We start from the raw sequence: 20,698 nt of genomic DNA on the forward strand, positions 1-20,698 counted from the left end.
GGAGGCGTGTGCGGTGACGTCGGTCGAACGGACCGCCTACCGGGTGTTCCCGCGGTTGGTGATGACGCGCGAGCTGTACCTCTTCTACTCGCCCTCGGTCGAGGAGATGGTGTGGGCGCGGGAGACGACCGACACCGATGAGCACCTGCTGGCGCTGACGCTCGCGCTGAAGTGCTTTCAGCGGTTGGGCCGATTCGCCAAGGCCCGTGAGGTACCACCCGTGGTGGTGGAGCACGTACGGCGGTGCCTGGAACTGGGCGAGGATGTTATGCCGGTGTATGCCTCGCCGCGTACGGCAGAGTCGCATCGGGTGCTGGTGCGGCGCCGGGAGGGGGTGGGCTACACGCCGGGCAAGGCTCGCAAGATCGCGGCCAAGGCGATGACCCGGGCGGCGTGGGTGAAGAACCACCCGGCGGACCTGATCAACGTCGCGTTGGAGCGGCTGGCCCAAGCGCGGCTGGAGCCGCCGGCGTTCTCCACGCTGGACAGCATGGAGTCGACGATCCGCGGCCAGGTCAACGGTCAGATCTTCCAGACGATCTGGCAGCGGCTGAGCGCCGAGGACCGTGCCCGGCTCGCGGCGTTGCTGGTGGTCGGGCCGGGCGGCAAGAGCGATCTCGACAGGTTGAAGAAGCCGGCGCGGCGGGCGAGCTGGTCGAAGTTCAAGGATCAGGCCGCGCACCTGGCCTGGGTGGAGGGGATCTGTGACACTGGGGCGGTGCTGGAGGGCATCGCCGCCTCGAAGATCGCCGACTTCGCCGGGGAAGCGGATGCGGCCGATGCCGATGTGCTGGCCCGTAGCTACAGCGTGGAGGCCAAGCGGGTCGCGCTGCTGGTGTGCCTGGTGCACACCGCGCAGGCACGGGCGCGCGATGACCTGGCCGCGATGATGTGCAAGCGGATGGCGGCCACCGCCAAGAAGGCCAAGGCCAAGCTGGAGGAGATTCATCAGCGGCAGCGGCAGGTGGTGGAGAACCTGATCGGAACCTATCGGGGCGTGCTGCAGGGCTTGGTGTCGGGCGGGCCGGTCGAGATGGCTGAGATCGCGGCCGCGCAGATGGTGATGATGGCGCTGGCAGCGCTGAGGGGCCCGGGCGGGAACACAGGAGTAGATCCCGAGGTCGGCGCGGTTGTCGCGGAGTCAGAGCAGCGGCCCGGGCTCGGGGCTGATCTGGGGGCCGCGGTCGAGGTGCTGGTCAAGGCGGTGCGGATGCAGGCCGCCGGGGTGGGGTCGGTCCGGCAGGTGGTGGAGCGGGCCGGTGGCGCGGCCGCGCAGCTGGCCGATATCGAGGAAGTGACGGCCTATCAGCATGACAACCACGAGCTGCTCATCCAGCAGTTCTTCAAGGCCGACCGCTCCATCATGCTCGCTTTGGCCGGGGTGTTGAGGTTCAAGGCGACCTCGGCCGATCGCAGCGTGCTGGACGCGCTGGAGCACGCGCTCACCTACTGGGGCAAGACCCGCGACTTCATCCCCGGCCGCGACGCGAACGGCGGCCTGCTGGATCTTCGGTTTGCCTCGGCCAACTGGCAGCGCGCTATCCGCGACCGTAAGCAGCCGGGCATGCTGGTCAAACGGCACTTCGAGGCGATGGTGTTCGCCTACCTGGCCGAGGAGCTGCGCACCGGCGACATCGCGGTGGAGGGGGCCGCCGAATACGGCGATTGGAGCTCACATCTGCTGAGCTTCGAGGAGTGCCGGCCCCTGCTGGCCGCCTACTGCGCCGAGGCGGGCCTGCCGGGCAGCGCGGTCGAGTTCGTGGCCGAGTTGAAGGAGCGCCACCGTCAGGCCGCCGAGCATCTGGACGGCGGCTACGCCGACAATGAGGACCTGAGTTTCGCCAAGGACGGCACCCCGACCCTCAAGCGGCTGGGCGGGCTCGGCACGAGCGTGGCCGCGACCAAGCTGGGGGCGGAGATCAAGGCGCGGATGCCCGAGCGCACGTTGATCGAGATCGTCTCGCGCACCGCGTATTGGCTGGGCTGGCATCGGCACTTCGGGCCCGCTTCCGGCCACGACAACAAGCTGAAGAAGCCGCAGGACCGGTATGTGCTGACCACGTTCGCGTGCGGGTCGAACATGGGCCCGGCCGAGGCCGCCCGCCATATCGAGGGGATCACCGCGCACGAGATCTCGCTGGCCAAGAACCGGCACATCAGCCTGGCCAAGCTGAACAAGGCGATCACGGATGTGGTCAACGCCTTCGCTCAGCTGGATGTGGTCAAGGCGTGGGGCGATGGCAGCAGCGTGGGCACCGATGGCACCCAGGTCGACACCTATATCGACAACCTGCTGGCCGAGACCTCGATCCGGTATGGAGGGTTCGGCGGGATCGCCTATCACTACGTCTCCGACAACTACATCGCGCTGTTCTCCCGGTTCGTGCCGTGCGGGGCGTGGGAGGCGATCTACATCATCGACGGGCTGCTGGCCAACGCCTCCGAAGTCCAGCCCAAGACCGTGCACGCCGATACGCAAGGTCAGTCGTTTCCGGTCTTCACTTTGGCGCATCTGTTCGGGTTCGATCTGATGCCGCGTATCCGCAACTGGAAGGGCCTGACCTTCTTCCAGCACACCGACCAGGTCACCTACCACCACATCGACTCCCTGTTCCGCGGGGAGGGCGGGAACCGCAACGTCATCGACTGGAAGCTGATCGAGAAGATGTGGCCCGACCTCATGCGGGTGGCGATCTCCATCCGCGAGGGCCGCCTCAATTCCGTCACCCTGCTGCGCCGGCTGGGCTCCCACTCCCGCAAGAACGAGATCTACCGGGCCTTTCGCGAGGTCGGGCGTAGCGTGCGCACGGTGGCGCTGCTTCGTTTTCTCGCCGACCCGGCACTGCGCAGGCGCATCACCGCGGTCACCAACAAGGTCGAAGGGTTCAACGGCTTCTCCGGCTGGCTGCGCTTCGGCAACGACGGCGTCATCGCCGACAACGACCCGGCCGAGCAGGAGAAGATGATCAAATTCAACTCCCTGCTGGCCAACTGCGTGATCTTCCATACCGCCCTCGACATGACCGACGTGCTGCGCCAACTGCTGGCCGAGGGCTGGCAGCATGAACAGGGCCAGGACATCACCGCCGCCGACATCGCGCAGCTGTCGCCCTACCTGACCGCCCACATCAGCCGGTTCGGCCTATATGCCACCGACGTGCTGCGCCTGCGCCCCGACGACTTCGATCCCGACCTACCCGCGATCGACTTCACCGCCTTGGCCGAGGCGGCGTAGACGGCAAGCAGGCCACTGACGAGCGCTGGGGATCGTGGTGAGGCGTTTCGGGCGGCAGGCCGAGGCTTGAACAAGGGCACGCCGCGCTCGCCGATCTTGATGCTCGTTGCTCGAGTCTCGGGCTGGGCTCAGCCGGTTTGCTGGTGCCAGCGGTGCAGCAGGGCGGGGAGCTCGCCGAGCAGGAATTCGTAGAAGGCGTGCATCTGAGCCAGGCGCTGGTGGGCGGGGTCGCCGTTTTCGGTGGCGGCGATCCCGGCGGCCGCGGCTTGGAGCATGGCCTGGATGACGGTGTTCTGGCTGGTGAATAGGGTGGCCCAGGCGTCGTCGCGGAGCCGGTAGTGCTCGCGGCGGCTGCCGGGGGCGGGCAGGCGTTCGATCAGGCCGACCGTCAGCAGGGATTTGATGGCGCCGGAGACCGAGCCGGCGCTGGCCTCCAGCTGGCCGGCAATCTCGCCGGCGGTGACGCTTTCCTGGTCGGTGAACAGGAAGACCGCCAGGGTGCGCGCGGCCATGCGCTGCATGCCGCCCTCGATCAGTGTCAGGGCCAGCCGTTCGGCCGCCTGCCACTGCTCATACCGATCGTCCACGTGCTCGCCTCTCTTGAGGAGACACAGGATACCGAACACCCCGACTCTTCAGAAATTTCCGAAAAGTCGGTATAGTCCCTCGCATCGGCCTCTCGCGGGGGGTTCGATGGTGTGCCGGGAAGCCTGGTCGGCGATGTGACCTCTCATCAGCATCGACAGGAATGGACCGGCCATGACTCTGCTCAGCCGTTTGTACGGCGTGCGCCCCGCTCTACGGCACCGGGTGCGGGTGCGGCGCAACGTGGAGATCCCGGCCGCCGACGGTGTGCGGTTGCTGGCCACGCACTACTACCCGGCAGGCCAACACCGCCCGCCTCTGGTGCTGCTGCGCAGCCCCTACGGCCGCGGCAACGCCCTGGACCGGCTCCCGGCGCTGCTGGCCGAGCGCGGCTACCAGGTGCTCTATCAGAGCCTGCGCGGCACGGCCGGATCCGGCGGCTGCTTCGACGGGTTCGTCATCGACCCCGCCGACGGCGACGGCACGCTGAGCTGGCTGCGCGCCCAGCCGTGGTTCGGCAGCGAGCTGGCCACCTGGGGCGCCAGCTACCTCGGCTACGTGCAGTGGGAGCTGGCCGCCCGCGACATCCCCGAATGGAAGATCGCGCTGATTCAGGACGCGCCGTCCGGCTTCGCCGACATCTTCATGTACCCCGGCGGGGGCTTCGCGACGGGAAACGCGCTGGGCTGGGTGCAGCTGGTGGAGCGGATGTTCACCGGCGGCTACGGCATCACCCGCCAAATGGCCGGACTGGTCGGCGCCGCGCGGCGGCTGTCGCATGCCACGCTCGCCCTCCCGCTGCAGGAGGCCGATCAGGCCCTGACCGGGCACCCCGTGCCCTGGTTCCGGGATTGGGTCCGCCATAGTCCCGGCGAGCCGTACTGGGCAAGCACCGACCACCGCCCCAACGTCGCCCGCATGCCGCCGGTGGTGCACCTGCAAGGCGGCTGGCACGACTTCTTCCTGCCGGGGATGCTGGCCGACTACGCCGCCCTGGCCGCCGCCGGGCGTCAGGTGCGGCTGCTGGTCGGCCCGTGGAGCCACGGGCGCGGCCTCTACACCCGCGAAGGGCTGGCCGACGCGCTCGCCATGCTGGATGCCGAGCTGCTCGACCGGCAGGCGCCCTCGGGCGTGCGACTGTTCGTCACCGGCGCGGGCCGCTGGATCGACGCGCCAACCTGGCCACCCGCGCACGAGCCGACCCCCTGGTACCTGCGGCCGGGTGGCGGCCTCAGCCGTACCCCGGACGATGGCCAGGCCGCGCCCAGCCGCTACCGCTACGACCCCACCGACCCGACCCCTACGGTCGGTGGCACGCAGGTGGGCCTGTCGGCGGGGGCGAAGGACAACCGTGCCATCGAAGGCCGAGCCGATGTGTTGACCTTCACCACCGAGCCCCTGGCCGAGGCCGTCGAGGCCGTCGGCCCCGTACGCGTGACGTTGCACGCCCGCTCGGCCAACCCGCACGTCGACTACTTCGCCCGGCTGTGCGACGTGGACGCGCGCGGCCGGTCGATCAACGTGTGCGACGGCATCGTCCGGCTACGCGACCCCGGCGACGTTCGGGTGGCCGACATCGTCCTGTGGCCGATGGCCCACCGCTTCAAGCGCGGCCACCGCGTACGGCTGCAGGTCTCCAGCGGCGCCCACCCGCGCTTCGGCCGCAACCCCGGCACCGGCGAACCACTCGCGACCGGGACGAGCCTGCGCCCCTCGGAACACGAGATCTTCCACGACCATCAGCACCCGTCAGCCCTCTGGCTGCCCTTTACCTCAGGAGCATCATGAGAGTCCTCGTCCTCGGCGGCACCCACCACGTGGGCCGCGCCCTCGTGGAGACCGCGCTGGAGCGCGGCGATGAGGTGAGCACGCTCAACCGCGGCCTCAGCCGCGACCCCGTCCCTGGAGTACGGGCGCTGATCGCCGACCGCACCGACCCCGAGTCCGTACGGCGGGCGCTGGGCGACGCCGAATGGGACGCCGTCATCGACACCTGGGCCTGGGCCCCACGCGTGGTGCGCGACAGCGCCCGCCTGCTGGCCGATCGCGCAGGGCACTACGGCTACGTCTCCAGCCGCGGCGTGCACCACTGGCCCTGGCCCGCCGGCGCCGACGAGCGGGCACCCCTGGTCGACGGCGACCCCGGCAGTACGGACGACGCCGACTACGCCGCGGCCAAGCGCGGCGGCGAACTCGCCGTCCTAGAATCGTTCGCCGGACGGGCCCTGCTGGCCAGGGCAGGGATGATCCTCGGCCCGTACGAGGACGTCGGCCGCATCCCCTGGTGGCTGCGCCGCTTGGAAAGGGGCGGCCGGGTCCTGGCCCCCGCCCCGGCCCAGACGCCTCTGCAATACCTCGATGTCCGGGATCTGGCCGCCTGGATGCTCCAGTCGGCTGAGCGCGGCCTGAGCGACGCGTTCACCGTGAGCGGCCCGCCGGGCGCGATCACCCTCGGCGAGCTGCTCACCACGATGCTGGCGGTCACCGGCTTCGACACCGAACTGGTGTGGGCGCCGCCGGAGCTGCTCATGCGGCACGGCCTGCCGCTCGGCATGGAGCTCGGGCTACGGCTGCCCGACGGCAGCGCGCCGAGCGGCATGCACGACGCCGACGTCAGCGCCGCCCGCGCCGAAGGTCTGACCGCGCGCCCGCTGCGCGACACCCTCGCCGACACCTGGACCTGGCTCCAGGCCGAAGGCGACCCGGCACCCCGCGCGGACGCACCCTCACCCGACACCTGGCTGGATGCCGCCGCGGAACAGCGGCTGCTCGACCAGCTCTCCCACTAAAGAAGAAGGCACCACCTCATCATGCGCGCCATCATCATCGGAGCCGGCATCGCCGGCCTGGCCACCGCCCTGCGCCTGCACCAGATCGGCTGGGACACCCTCATCGTCGAACGCGCGCCCGCCCGCCGCGGCGGCGGCTACGCGGTCACCTTCGGCGGCATCGGCTACGACGCCGCCGAACACATGGACATCCTGCCCGACCTGCTCAAGAAGGGCTTCACCACCAACGAACTCGTCTACCACAAGGGCGACGGCTCCCGCCGTTTCTCCCTCGACCGCGCCACCATCGCCGCCACCACGGGCGCGCGCTCGATCACCATCCTGCGCGGCGACCTCGAAGCCGTCCTGTATGAGGAGGTCCGCGACCACACCGAGATCCGCTTCGGCGCCACCCTCACCGCCGTCGACCAGGACGAGCACGCCGTCCGGGTGACCTTGACCGACGGCACCATCGAGGAGGCCGACCTGCTGATCGGCGCCGACGGCCTGCACTCGGCCACCCGCGCCCTGCTGTTCGGCCCGGAAGAGGGCTTCCTGCTCGACCTGGATCACAAGGTGGCCGTCTACATGCTCGACCGGCGGCCCGACACCATCGCGCCGGGCGCCACCGGCACCCTGTCCTCCGGTGGTCGCACCGCCGCGGTCATCAGCATCCCCGACGGCCGCAACGTCGCCTTCTTCGGCTACCGCGCCAGCCACGCCCGGCCAGGCGAGGACGTGACCACCGAACTGCGGCGCGTCTACGGCGACCTCGGCTGGGTCATCCCCGAAGCCCTGGCCGGCCTGGCGCGGGCCGATTCGGTCTACTTCGACACCATCAGCCAGGTCGTCGCACCGTCCTGGAGTAAAGGCCGCGTGGTCCTGCTCGGCGATGCCGCCTGGTGCGTCACGCTGTTCGCCGGGTACGGCTCCTCACTGGCCGTCGGCGGCGCTGACCGTCTCGGCACCGAACTGGACGCCCACCCCGGCGACATCCCCGCGGCGCTGGCAGCCTGGGAGGCGGCCATCCGGCCCGAAGCTGAACGCAAGCAGAAACTCGGCCGCCGCGTTAAAGGCGTCTACGCCCCCGCCAACCCGGTGTTGCTGTGGCTGAGCCTGCTACCGCTGCGCTTGGCCTCTCTGCCGCCGGTCCGCCGGTACATGACCCGCCGCTTCATCAAGGGCTAAGGGTTGTGGGGCACCTGTCCGGGCGCGCGGCCAGGTGTTACATTCTAGGCAACTGAAGAGATCGCGCCCCTCCTGTGGGGCGCGGGTGTCGGAGAGCCGGGAAGCCTGGTCGGCCCGCGATCAACGATCGCGGAGCTAGGAGGCCACTGCCCGATGCGCCCGACCACCATCCTGCTCACCTGCGGCATCGCCGCCGGCCTGCTCGTCCCGGCCCTGATCCTCACCGACGGAGCCACCCGGCCCGGCTACAGCCTGCTGCACCACGGCGCCAGCCAACTCGGCACCGGCCAGCGCGGCTGGCTGCAGACGGTCAACTTCGTGATCGGCGGGCTGCTGTTGCTCGCCTTCGCGGCCGGGCTGCGCCGCGTGCTATGCCGCGCGCCGCAGCCCGGCCGCGAAGCCATGTGGGGGCCGATCCTCCTCGCGGCCGCCGGCCTCGCGCTGGCCGTGGCCGGGATCGTGCCCACCGATCCCGCCCTCGGCTACCCGCCCGGCCAGCCCGAGGTGATCACCGCCGCCGGACGCGTCCACGGCCTGGCCGGCCTGGTGCTGTTCGCCACCCTGGCGGCCACGCCGTTCGTGCTGGCCAGGCCCCTGCGCGGCAGCAACCAAGGGTGGGTGGCCTACTCGCGGTGGTCGGGCGCCCTGGTCATCGCCTTCGCCATCGCCGCAGGGGTCGCCTTCCGCCTGGATGTGCAGGGCGTGCTCCGCCCCGCGCCCGCCGGGCTGCTCGAACACGCCGCCCTGCTGGTCGGCTTCGCCTGGATCATCGCCGCCGGCCTCTGCCTGCGCAGCCCCAACACCGTCGTGCAGGGGTGAGCGATGGAGATCACGCTGAAGATCCTGCTCGGTCTGTACATCCTGCAAGCGCTGATCAAGTTCGTCACCCTGCTCACCGTGCCGTACGCCACCCGCATCAAGCGCATCGCCGCCGTTCACGACGGCCGCGGCTTCCTGCGCTGGTTCGACGACATCCTGCTGCTCCTCATGATCGTCATGGTCGCCCTGCTGGCCGCCGTCGGGCTGGAGCACCTCAGCTTCATCACCGGCCTGCTGGTCGGCCTCACCTTGACCCAGGTGCTCTTCCACCGCTTCACCCGGCCGCTCGCGCCGGACCGCGCGCCTCCCCCGCCCATCACGCCGATCAAGACCATGTCCTACGCCATCCAGGCAGAACCCCGGCTCGCCTGGCGCGACATCATCCTGCAGGGCGCGCTGCTCGTCTGGGCGCTGGTCATGCTCATCACCCAGCCATGACGCCGATGAACAGCGCACAGGCCCCGGTCATCGAGGTGTCCGGCCTGACCAAGCGCTATCCCGGCGCCCTGGCCGTCGACGACGTCGACCTGAGCGTGCAAGCGGGCCAGATCTACGCCCTGCTCGGACTCAACGGCGCCGGCAAGACCACACTGATCCGCATGCTGCTCGGCATGATCGCCCCCACCGCCGGGTCGGTGAGCGTGCTGGGCGCAGCCGTGACGGCCGGCGAGCGCTCGGCCTGGGCGCGCACCGGCTACCTGGTCGAAGCCCCTGTCGCCTACCCCGAGCTGACCGTGCGCGAAAACCTGCACCTGTACGCCCGCCTACGTCGGCTCAAACACCCCGGCCAGCACGTCGAGGACATCATCGAACGGCTGGCCCTCACCCCCTATGCCGGGCGGCGCGCCCGCACCCTGTCGATGGGCAACCTGCAGCGCCTGGCCCTGGCCAAGGCCCTCATTCACAGCCCCGACCTGCTCATCCTCGACGAGCCGGTCAACGGGCTGGATCCCGCGGGTGTGGTGGAGATCCGCACTCTGCTGACCGGGCTGGCCCGCGAGCACGGCACCACCGTGCTGATCTCCAGCCACCTGCTGGCCGAAGTCGCCCGGCTGAACGGACGCATCGGCATCCTGCACCAGGGCCGGCTGCTGGCCGAACACGATGCCGACAGCCTGGACCAACACCGGCGCCGCCACCTACACGTTTCCACCCGCGACAACGCGACAGCCGACCGGGTGCTACGCGATCACGGCTACCACCCCGAACACGGCCTGCTGCTGGCCGACGAACGCGCCCTGACCCGGCCCGAAGAAGTGGCCACCATCCTGGTCGAAGCGGGCGTGCCGCCCACCGAACTGCACCTGGTGGAAGAGGATCTGGAAACCTACTTCCTGCGCATCGTCGGAGACGACCATGCGTGAGGCACTGTGGAGCGAACTACTCAAGGCGCGACGCAGCCGCCTGCCCGCTCTCACCGCGCTCGCCTTCACCCTCATCACCCTCGTGTGCGGGCTGTTCATGTTCATCCTGGCCGACCCCGGCCGCGCCCGCGCGCTGGGACTGCTTGGCGACAAGGCCCAGCTGTCCGGCGCCGTCGCCGACTGGCCCGGCTACCTGGCCCTGCTGGCCCAAGCGGTCGCCGTCGGTGGCCTGCTCGTCTACAGCATGATCGCCATCTGGGTGTTCGGCCGCGAGTTCAGCGACCACACCGCCAAAGACCTGCTCGCCCTGCCCACCTCCCGCACCACCATCGTGGCCGCCAAGTTCACCTTCACCGCCGCCTGGGCCCTGCTGCTCGCCGCGGGCACGACCGCCGGCGGCCTGCTGCTCGGCGCGCTACTGGCCCTGCCCGGCTGGTCGGCGCAGGCCATCGCGTCCGGCGTCACGAAGATCCTGATCGCCGCCGCGCTGTCCGCGGTGCTGACCGCACCGCTGGCGCTGGCCGCCAGCATCGGCCGCGGCTACCTGGCCGCGGTCGGCGTGCTGTTCGTGCTGGCCTTCGCCGCCCAGATCATCGCCGCGCTCGGCTTCGGCGCCTGGTTCCCCTACTCGGTACCCGGCCTGTACGCGGGCATCGCCGGCCCCGGCCACGACCCACCCGGACCGATCAGCATCCTGCTCGTCCTGGCCACCGGCGCAGCCGGAGTGGCAGCAACCCTCGCGTGGTGGCGCAACGCCGACCACGACCGCTGACCCGATCTGATGCTGCTGTCAGTCATCTGGTCCCGAAGCCCAGGGCAGCCTGCGCCTCACCTGAGACGACCGCCTCGCCACCTGTGAAGATGACCCCCGTCCGAGGGGGCCGACCAAGCCCGCCAGGTGCTTGAGGAACTGCTCGATCGGCAAGCCCTGGCCCCGTTCCTGAGCGATGACCAGCCCCACGGTGTCCCACCCCATCGCTCAGCGCCCGCTGTTGCCGGGCGCAAGCAAACTGGTGAGCTCGGCGATCGCTTCTGGAGAGGGCTTGAAGTAGCGGCGCAGATTCTCCGGCTTCTTGTGCCGCGACTTGGCCATCAGCATCAACAGACTCGCTCCGGCCTGCCCAAGATGAGTCAGGGCCGAGTGCCGGAACTCGTGCAGGTCCCAGCCCGTGCCCGGACCGGCGATGGCAGTGTGCTCATCCAGCAGAGCGCGGGCCTGCCCATACGACAGCCGAGCCAAGCCGGTGTCGGGGCACACGTCCCGCGCGCTGACCACCTTCCCGGGCCCGGGGCGGCGATGGGTGAGGAACACCGGACCACGGGTGCGGCCCTTGAGCAGGCGGGGCAGCAGCCGGGCGGTGCCGGCACCCCAGTAAAGGCTCTCCAGCACGAAGTCCTCACGCCCCTGGCCGCGACGGCGGGCCTTGCTCCGGGCGCCCTTGGCCTTGACCTGACATCGGCGCCCCGCAAAGTCCAGGTCCTCGATGTTGATGCCCAAGACCTCTTCCGACCGCCCGGCGCTCTCATACAGCATCCGATACAGCGTCTTCTCCCGAAGGTGCACCTCCCGGCGGGCGATCAACCGGTCGATGGCGGCACGCGAGCGGACCGGGGTGTCAGAGTCCGGAACCGTCAGCCGCTTGGTCCAAGCCGGGATCACCGGCGCCTCGTGGCCGCGCTCGCGGCACCATCCCAGCCAGGACAGCACCGACGCACGGCGGGCGTTCCAGGTGTTGACCGCCGCGGTGCCCCACAGCGCCTCCAGGGCCTCGCCGACCTCGTCGTTGGCGACCGAGGCCAGTGGCCGGTCCTCGCCGAGCCGCATCGCGGTCTTGCCCACCCCGATCCCGTAGGTGCGGATCGTGTTCGCGTTGCCGAGCGAGTCGAGGAAGACGTCGGCCGCGGTCCGGACGGTGAGCGTCTTGCCTACCGGTAGATGTATGACGGCGGGCACCGCTTCCCCTTACCGTTACCGCAGATAACAGGACCGCTTCACGTCGCGGACGGGAGACGCCGCCGCAGGTGGCGAATCCCGTTGCCACAGATAATAGGGCATTATCCGTGGCAGCACCCGACCTCACCAGCAAGAAGGCCTACCGCTCAACCCTTCAAGATCATCCCAATGTGGGTTTTGGGCTTATGTGGGCTGACCCCCCTCTTGGCCTGCAGTTCGGGCCCTGTCCGGCCGGCTTGGGCGAGATGCTGGAGCGTCGAATGGCGAGGCTGGTGCACGCCGAGCTGAGCCGATCGGGCGCTCTTGTCCGCGAGACTCGGGAAGTAGTACGTGGCAGCGGTCGCGCGGTGCGTCTCGATCCAGTAGTTGTCGGCGTCGAAGTCGGTCAGGTCGTATTCCTTGTCCTGTCGACTGGTCATTCGCATTGTCCCCTGCACGCCCAGCTGTAGCAGCGGTGCCCGCGACCGCCGGGCGCGTGACGGCCGCGGGCATGCTGAGCTGACTGATGTCAGCAATGCCGGGCGATTGCTTCCCGGCACGTGGAAGACGCCGGGTCGCACAGGAACGTGAGATTGGGGCCTGGCTTCAGGATCGCGTCAGTCCGGCCTGGCCGCGCCGTAGGCGACGTCCGCCCACAGATGCATGAGCGCGTAGGAGCGCCACGGTGCCCACGCCGCAGCGATGGTCCGCGCCTGGTCAACGGTGACGGCTCCAAGCGCCCTGCGGGCGACCAAGTCGCCGGGAGCGAAGGTGTCGGGATGCTGCATCGCGCGCACTGTGAGGTAGTCCGCGGTCCAAGGGCCGATGCCGGGGAGCGCGAGCAGGGCACAACGCGCCTCGTCGACAGTGAGTTGCGCGAGCGTGAATCCGTTCGCCCACTTCTCGGCGACGGCCCGAAGCGTGCGGGTCCGCGCGCCGGTGAGGCCGACGGCCGCCTGCAGTTCCGCGTCGGGAATCGCCGCGAGATCCCTTGGTGCCGGGAGAGCGTGCAGACCGGCTATCGGCGTCCCATAGGCGGCCACGAGCCTGCCCATGAAGGTGCGGGCCGCGGCGAGTGAGACCTGCTGGCCGATGACCGTCGCGGCCACCGCCTCGAACTCACCGTGCAGGGCCTCCTGCGTGGGTCAGAAGCCGGGTGTAGGTGCGGCCCGGGATGTCGACTTCTTCGGCTCCTGGGATCGCGTGGGCAGCCAGCATCCGTAGAGCGATCTCAAAGTCAGTGGGACCGTTCGGGATCAGGTGTAGGAGGGTCACGATGTCCAGATTCCAGAGCTGCCCCGTCGATGCGAGCCGAGCAGATGGGTGTCGACGATGCCGATCGCCTCCATGAGCGCGTACATGGTGGTCGGGCCGACGAAGGCGAATCCGCGTCGGCGCAGCTCCTTTGACAACGCGACCGACTCGGCGGACTTCGTGGGGATCTCTGCAAAGGTCTGGGGGCAGGGCGTGCTCTCGGGTCGGAAGGACCACACCAGCTCGCCCAGGCCCATCTCCTCGCGCAGCGTGATGGTGGCGCGGGCATTGGTGATGGTCGCCTGGATCTTCTGCCGGTTGCGCACGATGCCGACGTCGGCCATCAACCGCTCGACATCGCTCTCGGTGTACGCAGCGATCGCGTCCGGGAGGAAGTTGTCGAATGCCGCACGGAATGCGGGTCGCTTGCGGAGGATCGTTGCCCAGGACAGTCCCGCCTGAAATGCTTCGAGACTGACGCGCTCGTAGACGCCGCGTTCGTCCGTGACCGGCATGCCCCACTCTGTGTCGTAGTAGTCGCGCAGCAGAGGGGCAGCGGCTGCCCATGCGGGCCGGGTGAGCCCGTCGTCCCCGACGACGACGCCGGGGTCGGCGGTGGTGCTGCCCGCATCCTGTGTCATTCGATCACCCGTCAAGCCCGGTCATGCGCATCGTGATGTTGATCCGGCCGCGACTGAGTCCGCATCCCTCGGGGGCGGTGCTCTCGTGCACCTTGGTGACACCGTGGTAGGCCAGTCGGGCGGGTCCGCCGAAGACGAAGAGGTCGCCGGAGGCCAGCAGCACGTCGGTGTACGGTTTGCCGCGGCTTTCCGTGTTGCCGAATCGGAACGTGCAACTGTCGCCGATGGACAGCGATACGACCGGGGCGCGGGAGATCTCGTCCTTGTCCTGGTGCATGCCCAACCGGGCCTCCGCGTCGTAGTAGTTCACCAGCGCGGTGTCGGGCGTATAGGAGCGGATCGCGGCTGCGTCGTGGCCAGTGGCCTTGAGGGCATCCCGTCCCAGGCGGATCATCCAGTCGGGGAACGGAAGGACACGGGCGCCGTTCACGTCGGTGGCCTCTCGCGTGTACTTGTACGGTTGCCAGTGCCAGCCCAGACATACGGTGCGCACCGACATCTCGTGTCCGCGGACCTTCGCGGCGCGGATGGGGACAGGGCCTTGCACCCACTCGCGGAACTGATCCACGATCCACTTCTGCTGTTCCCGAGTCAGCCAATCAGGGACCAGGGTGGCGCCCGGGGCGACCTCTCCTCCGTCACGCTCGGGGATCTCCGGAGTGAACAGCGCTGTCATCGCCTGCCCTCCGTGTGTGTGAGGTGCACGAGGGAATCGTGCGCAACGAGCCAGGAGGTACCGTCTGCGTTTGCGCCGGTCAGGCCGTCCAGATTGGTCAGTCCGACGAGTGCGAGAGTGCGCGGGTCGCCGATTCCGGCGGTCGCGAGGGTGCGTGCGGGGCTCCAGGGAGTCGACCACAGCAGCCGCCGGGTCATCTGTGCCCAGCCGGTTGCCGGCCCGACCATCACCCACAGGTCGGGGTCGGCGGCGGCGAACCGTGACGCGTGACGCAGCCAGGAGGCCCCGGTCTCGGGCCAGGTGATCGTATCGAGAGTTCCGCCTCCTGTGCGATCCCAGGCCGATTCGATCAGGCGTGAGGTCGCAAGGGCGTGAGGGGTGCGGCCGGAGCCGATCACGATATTGCGGGCACGGCGGTCGCGAGCAATTCTGATGACGGTCGCGACCTCGGCATCCGTAGCCGTCAGGTCCGCGTCATAACTCGCTGACGCCTTCATTAAGGGGCTGGTCAGGGCTTCCATCGTTCGCCGTTCTCCCGGGTGGTCTTCCACGTCTGATAACGGCCCCTGCAGCAGGCTCTGCAGGGGCGGAACCCGGCGGCGACCGCCGTGGCCTCGTCAGCGAAGAAGACCCGGTGCTTCACGTAGCCGCCGCGAGCGATGGCGCGCAGCGCGGCGGGACAATCGAGTCGCCCGTAGATCTTCGAGCCGCGATGGCCGCCCCACAGCCCCTTGACCGCAGACCGATAGGGACGGCCGTCCGCCCCCAGAAGGGTGTACGTCTTCGTTGCGTCGCTCATGCGGCGTCATGGAAGACGAGAGCGAGGGTGTGACGTTCGCCGGACCGGATGGCGGATACGCCGTGCCGAACCGGCGCGGCGGACCATCCGCGGGCGGACTTGACGGGTCGGTCACGGGTGGTGAAGAGGTATCCGTGACCGTGCGGCAGCAGCGTGGCCGTGCCCCGCGACTGGGCGCGCGGGCGCTGTTCCAGCAGCAGGAACTCGCCGCCCGTGTGATCCACGCCGGGCTCGTTGAGGTTGATCACGACCTGCAACGGGAACACGAGGTCGCCGTACAGGTCGCGATGCAGAGCGTTCCAATCCTTCTCGCCGTAGTGGAGCAGGATCGCCGAAGACTTCGTCTGGCCGGCGTCGTGGCACATCTGAAGCCACTCATCAAGCGAGTCCGGCCACGGTGCGGGCCGGCCGAGCTTGGTCCACCAGTCGCGGGCGATGGGAAGCAGCCGCGGGTACAGCGCCTGCTTGAGCCGCTCGATCGGTTCTGGGTACGGCGCGTTGAAGTATCGGTACCGGCCCTCACCGAAGCGGTGCCGGCCCATGTTGACGGTGCTGCGGAACAGGCCGTCCTGCTCGTACAACTCCCTGATCTCCACGGTCTCCTCCGGGGTCAGCAGTTGCGGCAGCAGTGCGCCGCCATACTCGTTGACCTCTGTGGTGATCGCCTCCCAGTCGCCGGACTCGACGCGGCTGTACCACCGATCCGTCTTCCTCCCGGTCGCCTTCGCGATGCTCATGCCGCGGCCTCCAGGTTCAGCAGCATGGTCTTGGCCTCGAGTCCGCCGATGTAACCGCCGAGCGTGCCGTCGGTACGCAGCACGCGGTGGCACGGGACGACGATCGGCAGCGGGTTGGTCGCACAGGCGGTGCCCACCGCTCGGACGGCCTTGGGGTTGCCGACGAGCTCGGCCATGTCTCGGTAGCTGCGGGTCTGGCCGTACCCGATCTCGGGCAGATGCGTCTGCACGAGGCGCCGGAATCCGCGAGACAGGGACAGGTCCAGTTTCAGGTCGAAGACCTGGCGGTGCTTGGCGAAGTACTCGTCGATCTCGCGAGCCACTTCGTCCAGCCGCTTCGGGGCGCGCAGGATGCGCGGGCTGAGCTTCTGGCTGAGGGCTTCCAGGACTCGATCGTGGTCTTCGCGGGCGTACGCCACGCGGACCAGCCCCTCCGGGGTGGCGGCGAGCAGCAACTTGCCGACAGGTGAGTCGATGGTGGTGTAAGCGACATCGACGAGATCGGCTCGCTCCGCCGCCTGCTCCAGACGGCGGTGGAGCCGACTGAGAGTGCCGGCGTCCACAGGCGTCGACAGCAGGGCGGCCATGTCGTCGTGGCGGATGTCGTTCATGATGATGCTCCTCTCGTGATCGCGCCCGGATATTTCTTCCTGAGATTCTTGAGCCCGTCTGCGGCGGCTCTTCGGGCCGCCTCAACGGTGCCGCCGAGGATCTCCGCGATCTCGGCGTATGCCAGCCCCGCCACATAGCGGTAGGCGACAGCCTGGCGTTGTTTGCTCGGGAGCCCTTTCACCGCGGCCCACAGGTCAGAGTCCCCAGAGTCCGGGATGTCCCGCCCCGTCGGTGCTTCCGGTACCTCGTCGACGGGCAGGGGATTCCTTTTCGCGACACGCAGCACGTCGATCGCCTTGCGATGCGCGATCGTCACGAGCCATGCCTCCACGTTCGCCGTCTCAGGCAGGTCGGGATAGGCGCGCAGGGCGGAGAGGAAGGTCTCCGACCATGCGTCGTCCGCGTCGTGCGGGCCGAGGACGACCCGGCAGACGCGCAGCACGGTTGCGCCGTGCTGCGCGACCACGTTCTCGAACGGTTGTTTCATGTCCATCCCATTGACGACGTACTTTCGGTGACAAACGTGAGGTTTATGGTCAGAACAACCGTCCAGCGCTGACCGCAGGCGGCTCCTCAAGCTCCAGCAGCGCCTGCTTGCGTTCCAGTCCGCCGGCGTATCCGGTGAGGGAACCATTAGAGCCGACGACGCGGTGGCACGGCACGAAGACGCACAGCGGGTTCGCACCCACGGCCTGTCCGACCCGTTGTGCGAGACTGCGGTCTCCGACCTGCTCGGCGATCCGACCGTAGGTGGTCGTGTCACCACACTGAATGCTCTTCACGATGTCCCAGACGGCGTGCTGGAACGCGTCACCCTCGGCGGCGAGCGGAAGATCGAACTGCCTGCGCCGACCCGCCAGGTAGTGGCGCAGCTGTCGGGCAGCTTCGTTCAGCAGCGGGTCCGTGGAGCCGGCCACCTCGGGGCCGAACGTCTCCTGCGAGGGCCGGCGGACGTGGTGGCTGAAGTACAGGCCGGCAATCGTCTCGCCCTTTGCAACGAGCGTGATCGGTCCAAGGCTGGTCTCGATCACGATGTGTCGAGTACTCATCTGCGTTTCCCTTCTCCTGGCTGGTAGACGTGCGCCGCCCGCAGAACGTGAGATTTGAGATGGTGTCGTTGCCGGTCGCCGTGCTAGGCGGCTGCAGGAAGCCTGCGGAGGACCAGTCGCTGCCCCGTGCCCTACGAGAAGCTGTACAGGACGGCGAATGACACGCTCGTGGACTTGGTCTCCTGGCCCCTGAAGGTCACCGGCGACCAGTAACCGGCATCAACGATCCAGGACGGCTATCGGAGGCCGTCCGCACGCCCGGGACAGGTCTGGCCGACGCGTGCTGTACGGACCGCCCGGCGCGCTTTCGGGGGCGCCGGGCTCGCAGGGTCGGTCCCGTGGATTTCCTGACCAAGGTAGCGCCGGCCCCAGGCGGCTCCGACGTCGGCCGACGAACCGGGCTGGTGGTACGAGCCCAAGTCCGCGTGTTGAAGCAGATCTGCAGAACGGTTCGTGGTGCCAGGATGGCGGATCTGCTGGTGCGACAGCAGGTGCGGCTGCTGCGGCCGCTCGCGTTCGCCACCTGGGCGCTGGTGCACGCCTCGGGTGTACTACGCCACCGTGGCCGGCGTGCTGCTGGCCCTGACCGTCCCGGTCCGGCACGCCGCCCCCGATCCAACGAGCCAAGCGCACGTCAGAGGATCGCTCCGCCGTACGCCCCGGGGGCTCAGACGGCGGTCAGGCACTCCCGTAGCGCCGCGATGAGCCGGTTGGCGCGGGCGTCGCCGTGGCCGATCATCCGGTTGGCGACATAGGCGAAGCCCACCCCGAACTCGTCGTCCCCGAAGGCGAACTGGCCGCCCGCGCCGTCGTTGCCGAAGCTGCGCGCCCCGAGCATGGGCCGGAAGCGGGGCCCGTCGAGAAGGAAACCCGACCCCCATCGGGCGCCCAGGTCGGGGAAGCCCGACCATGACGCCCCGGAGGACAGTTCGCGCACGGCGTCGGTGACGGTGTCCGGCGTGAGCAGCCGCGCCGAGCCGTCGACTCCGGTCACGGCGGCGGCGTACAACCCGGCCAGGCCGCTCGCCGAGGAGACCGCGCCCGCCCCGGGGATCTCGGCCCCGAGCAGGGCGAGGTCGTTCCAGCCGTGCGGCTCCGTAAGGCCGGGGAAGACGAACGCGCCGTTCATCGTGACGATGCGCACGGGCAGGGACTCGGGGCCGGGCATCGGCGGGCGCCCCTCGGCCTCGGCGAGCCGGGCCAGCCGGCCGGCTTCGTCCTGCGGCAGGCCGATCCAGGTGCTGAGCCCCAGGTCGTCGGCGATGGCCTTGCGGAAGTACGCGCCCGGGGTGAGCCCGGTGATCCGCCGGATGACCTCGCCGACGAGGAAGCCGAAGACGTGCCCGTGGTACTCGTGGGCGGTGCCCGGCTCCCACAGCGGCTCCTGCTCCTCGATCGCCCGGATCACCGGAGTCCACTGGATGATCTCCTCGAAGCTGAGCACGCGGTCCAGGACGGGGAGCCCGGCGCGGTGGCCGAGCACCATGCGCGTCGTGATCGCCTCCTTGCCGCCCCGCGCGAACTCCGGCCAGTAGCGGGCTACCGGCGCGTCGAGGTCCAGCCGTCCCCGCTGCGCGAGCAGGTGGGCACATATGCTGACGACGCCCTTGGCGCACGAGAAGACCGGGACGATGGTGTCCTGCTCCCACGACCGGCCGCTGCGCGCATCGGCGACGCCGCCCCACAGGTCCACGACCTCGCGCCCGCCGGCGAACACGGTGACGGCCGCGCCTAGCTCATCGAAGTCGGCGAAGTTCCTGGAGAAGGCGTCCGCGACCGCTCCGAACCGTTCGTCGGCCCATCCGCCGTGCTTGACCATGTCTCTTCCTCTCCTGACGCGTCACGCCATGACCTTGTTCAGGAACGCGGACAGCTTGGTCCTGGTGCGGTCGATCTGCTCCTCGACCGTCAGGGACTCCTCGAGACGCCCTCCCAGGTCCGGGATCTTCTTGCCTCGCACGTACAGCGAACAGGCGAGGTCGGTGCACACGTACAGGCCGACCGAGTTGCCGTCCCGGCCGGCCTGACCCGCTCGCCGGGCGGTCATCAGCGAGACGCCGCTGCCGGGGTGCGTGGTCAGGCACAGGGAGCACATGCCGCGGTGGAGCCCGCCGCGATGCTGGGCCGACAGGCGGAGCGTCACGCCGACGACCTCGCCGCCGCGTTCTGTGACGAGATAGCCGCGATCCGGCGCTCCGGGGTCGCACCAGCCCAGGAAGTCCAGATCGTCCCAGGGCTGCTCGGCCAGGCCCCGAGGGAGCGCCATCCGCGTGGCCTCCCCCTTGGAGCAGTTGACGAACGACGCGCGGATCTCCCGCTCACTCACTGCTTGCATGGCGCGGAACGCTACAGTTCCTAGATGCACTAGGCAAATGCTTTTAGACTGTAGGAAAAATGTGGGGTGCGAATGGCTCGTGCGGGACTGACGGCACAGCGTGTGACGGAGGCCGCCGCGGACCTGGCGGACACCGTCGGGTTCGAGAACATGACCGTGTCCGCGCTGGCACGGAGCTTCGGGGTCAAGGACGCGAGCCTGTACTCGCACGTCAGGAACCTCAAGGATCTGCGCGAGCGGGTCGCTTTGCTGGCCGCGGGCGAGCTCGCCGACCACATCGCCGCGGCGGTCGCGGGCCGGTCCGGGCGGGACGCCATGGCCGCCTTCGCCAACGCCTACCGGGAGTACGCGCTGGCGCACCCCGGCCGTTACGCGGCGACCCAGGTCCGGCTCGACCCCGCCGTCCTCGCCGAGTCCACCGCCTACGCGCGCAACATCGAGCTCACCCACGCGATGCTGCGCGCGTACGACCTCGCCGAGCCGGACCTGACCGACGCGGGCCGCCTGCTGCGCAGCGCCTTCCACGGTTACATCACCCTCGAGGCCAACGGCGGGTTCGGCCACTCCCGCGACGTGCGGGCGTCCTGGGGCCGGGCCCTCGACGCCCTCCACTTCACGCTGGAGCACTGGCGAACAGGGTGTACGACGGATCCTGAGGGCTCAGCTTGATCCGGAAGTTCTCGTGCCGCACTGCCCGGTAGGG

23 protein-coding genes are annotated in these 20,698 nt (G+C 69.3%); 9 read left to right on the top strand and 14 right to left on the bottom strand.

Translation table 11 applies throughout. From position 1 onward, the window contains the following. Positions 1–13: 13 nt before the first annotated feature. A complete protein-coding gene (locus ACOZ38_RS20100) occupies positions 14–3,235 on the top strand; it encodes a Tn3 family transposase (protein ID WP_424532593.1) in 3,222 nt (1,073 codons plus the stop codon). A 128-nt stretch (positions 3,236–3,363) separates the two neighbouring features. On the opposite strand, the gene ACOZ38_RS20105 is transcribed toward ACOZ38_RS20100, so the two are convergent. Then, positions 3,364–3,861, bottom strand: coding sequence for a GbsR/MarR family transcriptional regulator (locus ACOZ38_RS20105; protein WP_424532594.1), 498 nt, complete (start codon positions 3,859–3,861; stop codon positions 3,364–3,366). A 133-nt stretch (positions 3,862–3,994) separates the two neighbouring features. Between ACOZ38_RS20105 and ACOZ38_RS20110 the strand changes: the two genes are divergently transcribed. From ACOZ38_RS20110 to ACOZ38_RS20140, 7 genes are all read left to right on the top strand, one after another. Beyond that, positions 3,995–5,608: a CocE/NonD family hydrolase gene (locus ACOZ38_RS20110; protein WP_424532596.1), complete on the top strand. Its 1,614-nt coding sequence runs from the start codon at positions 3,995–3,997 to the stop codon at positions 5,606–5,608. After that, entirely contained in the window at positions 5,605–6,609 is a 1,005-nt protein-coding gene (locus ACOZ38_RS20115; protein WP_424532598.1) for an NAD-dependent epimerase/dehydratase family protein, read from the top strand. The genes ACOZ38_RS20110 and ACOZ38_RS20115 overlap by 4 nt, the downstream gene beginning before the upstream one ends. Before the next feature lie 21 nt (positions 6,610–6,630). Next, on the top strand, positions 6,631–7,776 hold the full coding sequence (locus ACOZ38_RS20120; RefSeq protein WP_424532599.1) for an FAD-dependent monooxygenase: 1,146 nt from the start codon (positions 6,631–6,633) through the stop codon (positions 7,774–7,776). A gap of 153 nt (positions 7,777–7,929) precedes the next feature. After that, a complete protein-coding gene (locus ACOZ38_RS20125) occupies positions 7,930–8,595 on the top strand; it encodes a DUF998 domain-containing protein (protein ID WP_424532601.1) in 666 nt (221 codons plus the stop codon). Between the two features lie 3 nt (positions 8,596–8,598). Further along, positions 8,599–9,033, top strand: coding sequence for a hypothetical protein (locus ACOZ38_RS20130; protein WP_424532603.1), 435 nt, complete (start codon positions 8,599–8,601; stop codon positions 9,031–9,033). Positions 9,034–9,038: 5 nt separating this feature from the next. Then, positions 9,039–9,959: an ABC transporter ATP-binding protein gene (locus ACOZ38_RS20135; protein ID WP_424532605.1), complete on the top strand. Its 921-nt coding sequence runs from the start codon at positions 9,039–9,041 to the stop codon at positions 9,957–9,959. Then, positions 9,952–10,731: an ABC transporter permease gene (locus ACOZ38_RS20140; protein WP_424532607.1), complete on the top strand. Its 780-nt coding sequence runs from the start codon at positions 9,952–9,954 to the stop codon at positions 10,729–10,731. The genes ACOZ38_RS20135 and ACOZ38_RS20140 overlap by 8 nt, the downstream gene beginning before the upstream one ends. A 207-nt stretch (positions 10,732–10,938) precedes the next feature. Here ACOZ38_RS20140 and ACOZ38_RS20145 read toward each other — a convergent pair whose 3' ends face one another. From ACOZ38_RS20145 to ACOZ38_RS20205, 13 genes are all read right to left on the bottom strand, one after another. Next, complete coding sequence (locus ACOZ38_RS20145) at positions 10,939–11,913, bottom strand: tyrosine-type recombinase/integrase (protein ID WP_424532609.1); 975 nt, start codon at positions 11,911–11,913, stop codon at positions 10,939–10,941. A gap of 146 nt (positions 11,914–12,059) precedes the next feature. Continuing rightward, complete coding sequence (locus ACOZ38_RS20150) at positions 12,060–12,332, bottom strand: hypothetical protein (RefSeq protein WP_424532610.1); 273 nt, start codon at positions 12,330–12,332, stop codon at positions 12,060–12,062. Positions 12,333–12,509: 177 nt separating this feature from the next. Then, entirely contained in the window at positions 12,510–13,001 is a 492-nt protein-coding gene (locus ACOZ38_RS20155) for a DNA-3-methyladenine glycosylase family protein (protein ID WP_424532611.1), read from the bottom strand. Positions 13,002–13,163: 162 nt separating this feature from the next. Further along, positions 13,164–13,787 (bottom strand): DNA-3-methyladenine glycosylase I, encoded by a 624-nt coding sequence (locus ACOZ38_RS20160; RefSeq protein WP_424532613.1) that lies wholly within the window; start codon positions 13,785–13,787, stop codon positions 13,164–13,166. Between the two features lie 4 nt (positions 13,788–13,791). Further along, positions 13,792–14,463 carry an alpha-ketoglutarate-dependent dioxygenase AlkB family protein gene (locus ACOZ38_RS20165; protein ID WP_405148598.1) on the bottom strand — a complete coding sequence of 224 codons (672 nt, stop codon included), beginning with the start codon at positions 14,461–14,463 and terminating at the stop codon, positions 13,792–13,794. Beyond that, positions 14,460–14,984, bottom strand: a complete 525-nt coding sequence (locus ACOZ38_RS20170; protein WP_424532614.1) for a hypothetical protein — start codon at positions 14,982–14,984, stop codon at positions 14,460–14,462. The genes ACOZ38_RS20165 and ACOZ38_RS20170 overlap by 4 nt, the downstream gene beginning before the upstream one ends. Beyond that, entirely contained in the window at positions 14,972–15,262 is a 291-nt protein-coding gene (locus ACOZ38_RS20175; protein ID WP_424532615.1) for an Ada metal-binding domain-containing protein, read from the bottom strand. The genes ACOZ38_RS20170 and ACOZ38_RS20175 overlap by 13 nt, the downstream gene beginning before the upstream one ends. After that, on the bottom strand, positions 15,259–15,999 hold the full coding sequence (locus ACOZ38_RS20180; RefSeq protein WP_424532617.1) for a 2OG-Fe(II) oxygenase: 741 nt from the start codon (positions 15,997–15,999) through the stop codon (positions 15,259–15,261). The genes ACOZ38_RS20175 and ACOZ38_RS20180 overlap by 4 nt, the downstream gene beginning before the upstream one ends. After that, entirely contained in the window at positions 15,996–16,610 is a 615-nt protein-coding gene (locus ACOZ38_RS20185) for a methylated-DNA--[protein]-cysteine S-methyltransferase (RefSeq protein ID WP_424532618.1), read from the bottom strand. Before ACOZ38_RS20185 ends, ACOZ38_RS20180 begins: the two co-directional genes overlap by 4 nt. Continuing rightward, the gene (locus ACOZ38_RS20190) at positions 16,607–17,077 is read right to left on the bottom strand and encodes an RNA polymerase sigma factor (protein ID WP_350952385.1); all 471 of its coding nucleotides are present in this window, start codon (positions 17,075–17,077) and stop codon (positions 16,607–16,609) included. Before ACOZ38_RS20190 ends, ACOZ38_RS20185 begins: the two co-directional genes overlap by 4 nt. Before the next feature lie 70 nt (positions 17,078–17,147). Beyond that, positions 17,148–17,642, bottom strand: coding sequence for a methylated-DNA--[protein]-cysteine S-methyltransferase (locus ACOZ38_RS20195; RefSeq protein WP_424532620.1), 495 nt, complete (start codon positions 17,640–17,642; stop codon positions 17,148–17,150). 685 nt (positions 17,643–18,327) lie between these two features. Next, positions 18,328–19,479: a serine hydrolase domain-containing protein gene (locus ACOZ38_RS20200; protein ID WP_424532622.1), complete on the bottom strand. Its 1,152-nt coding sequence runs from the start codon at positions 19,477–19,479 to the stop codon at positions 18,328–18,330. Between the two features lie 21 nt (positions 19,480–19,500). After that, positions 19,501–19,995, bottom strand: coding sequence for an FBP domain-containing protein (locus ACOZ38_RS20205; RefSeq protein ID WP_424532623.1), 495 nt, complete (start codon positions 19,993–19,995; stop codon positions 19,501–19,503). Positions 19,996–20,067: 72 nt separating this feature from the next. On the opposite strand from ACOZ38_RS20205, the gene ACOZ38_RS20210 reads away from it, so the two are divergent. Further along, positions 20,068–20,664 carry a TetR/AcrR family transcriptional regulator gene (locus ACOZ38_RS20210; protein ID WP_424532624.1) on the top strand — a complete coding sequence of 199 codons (597 nt, stop codon included), beginning with the start codon at positions 20,068–20,070 and terminating at the stop codon, positions 20,662–20,664. Positions 20,665–20,698 lie beyond the last annotated feature (34 nt).

The organism is Sphaerisporangium viridialbum, assembly GCF_049674955.1.
GTDB lineage: Bacteria > Actinomycetota > Actinomycetes > Streptosporangiales > Streptosporangiaceae > Sphaerisporangium > Sphaerisporangium viridialbum.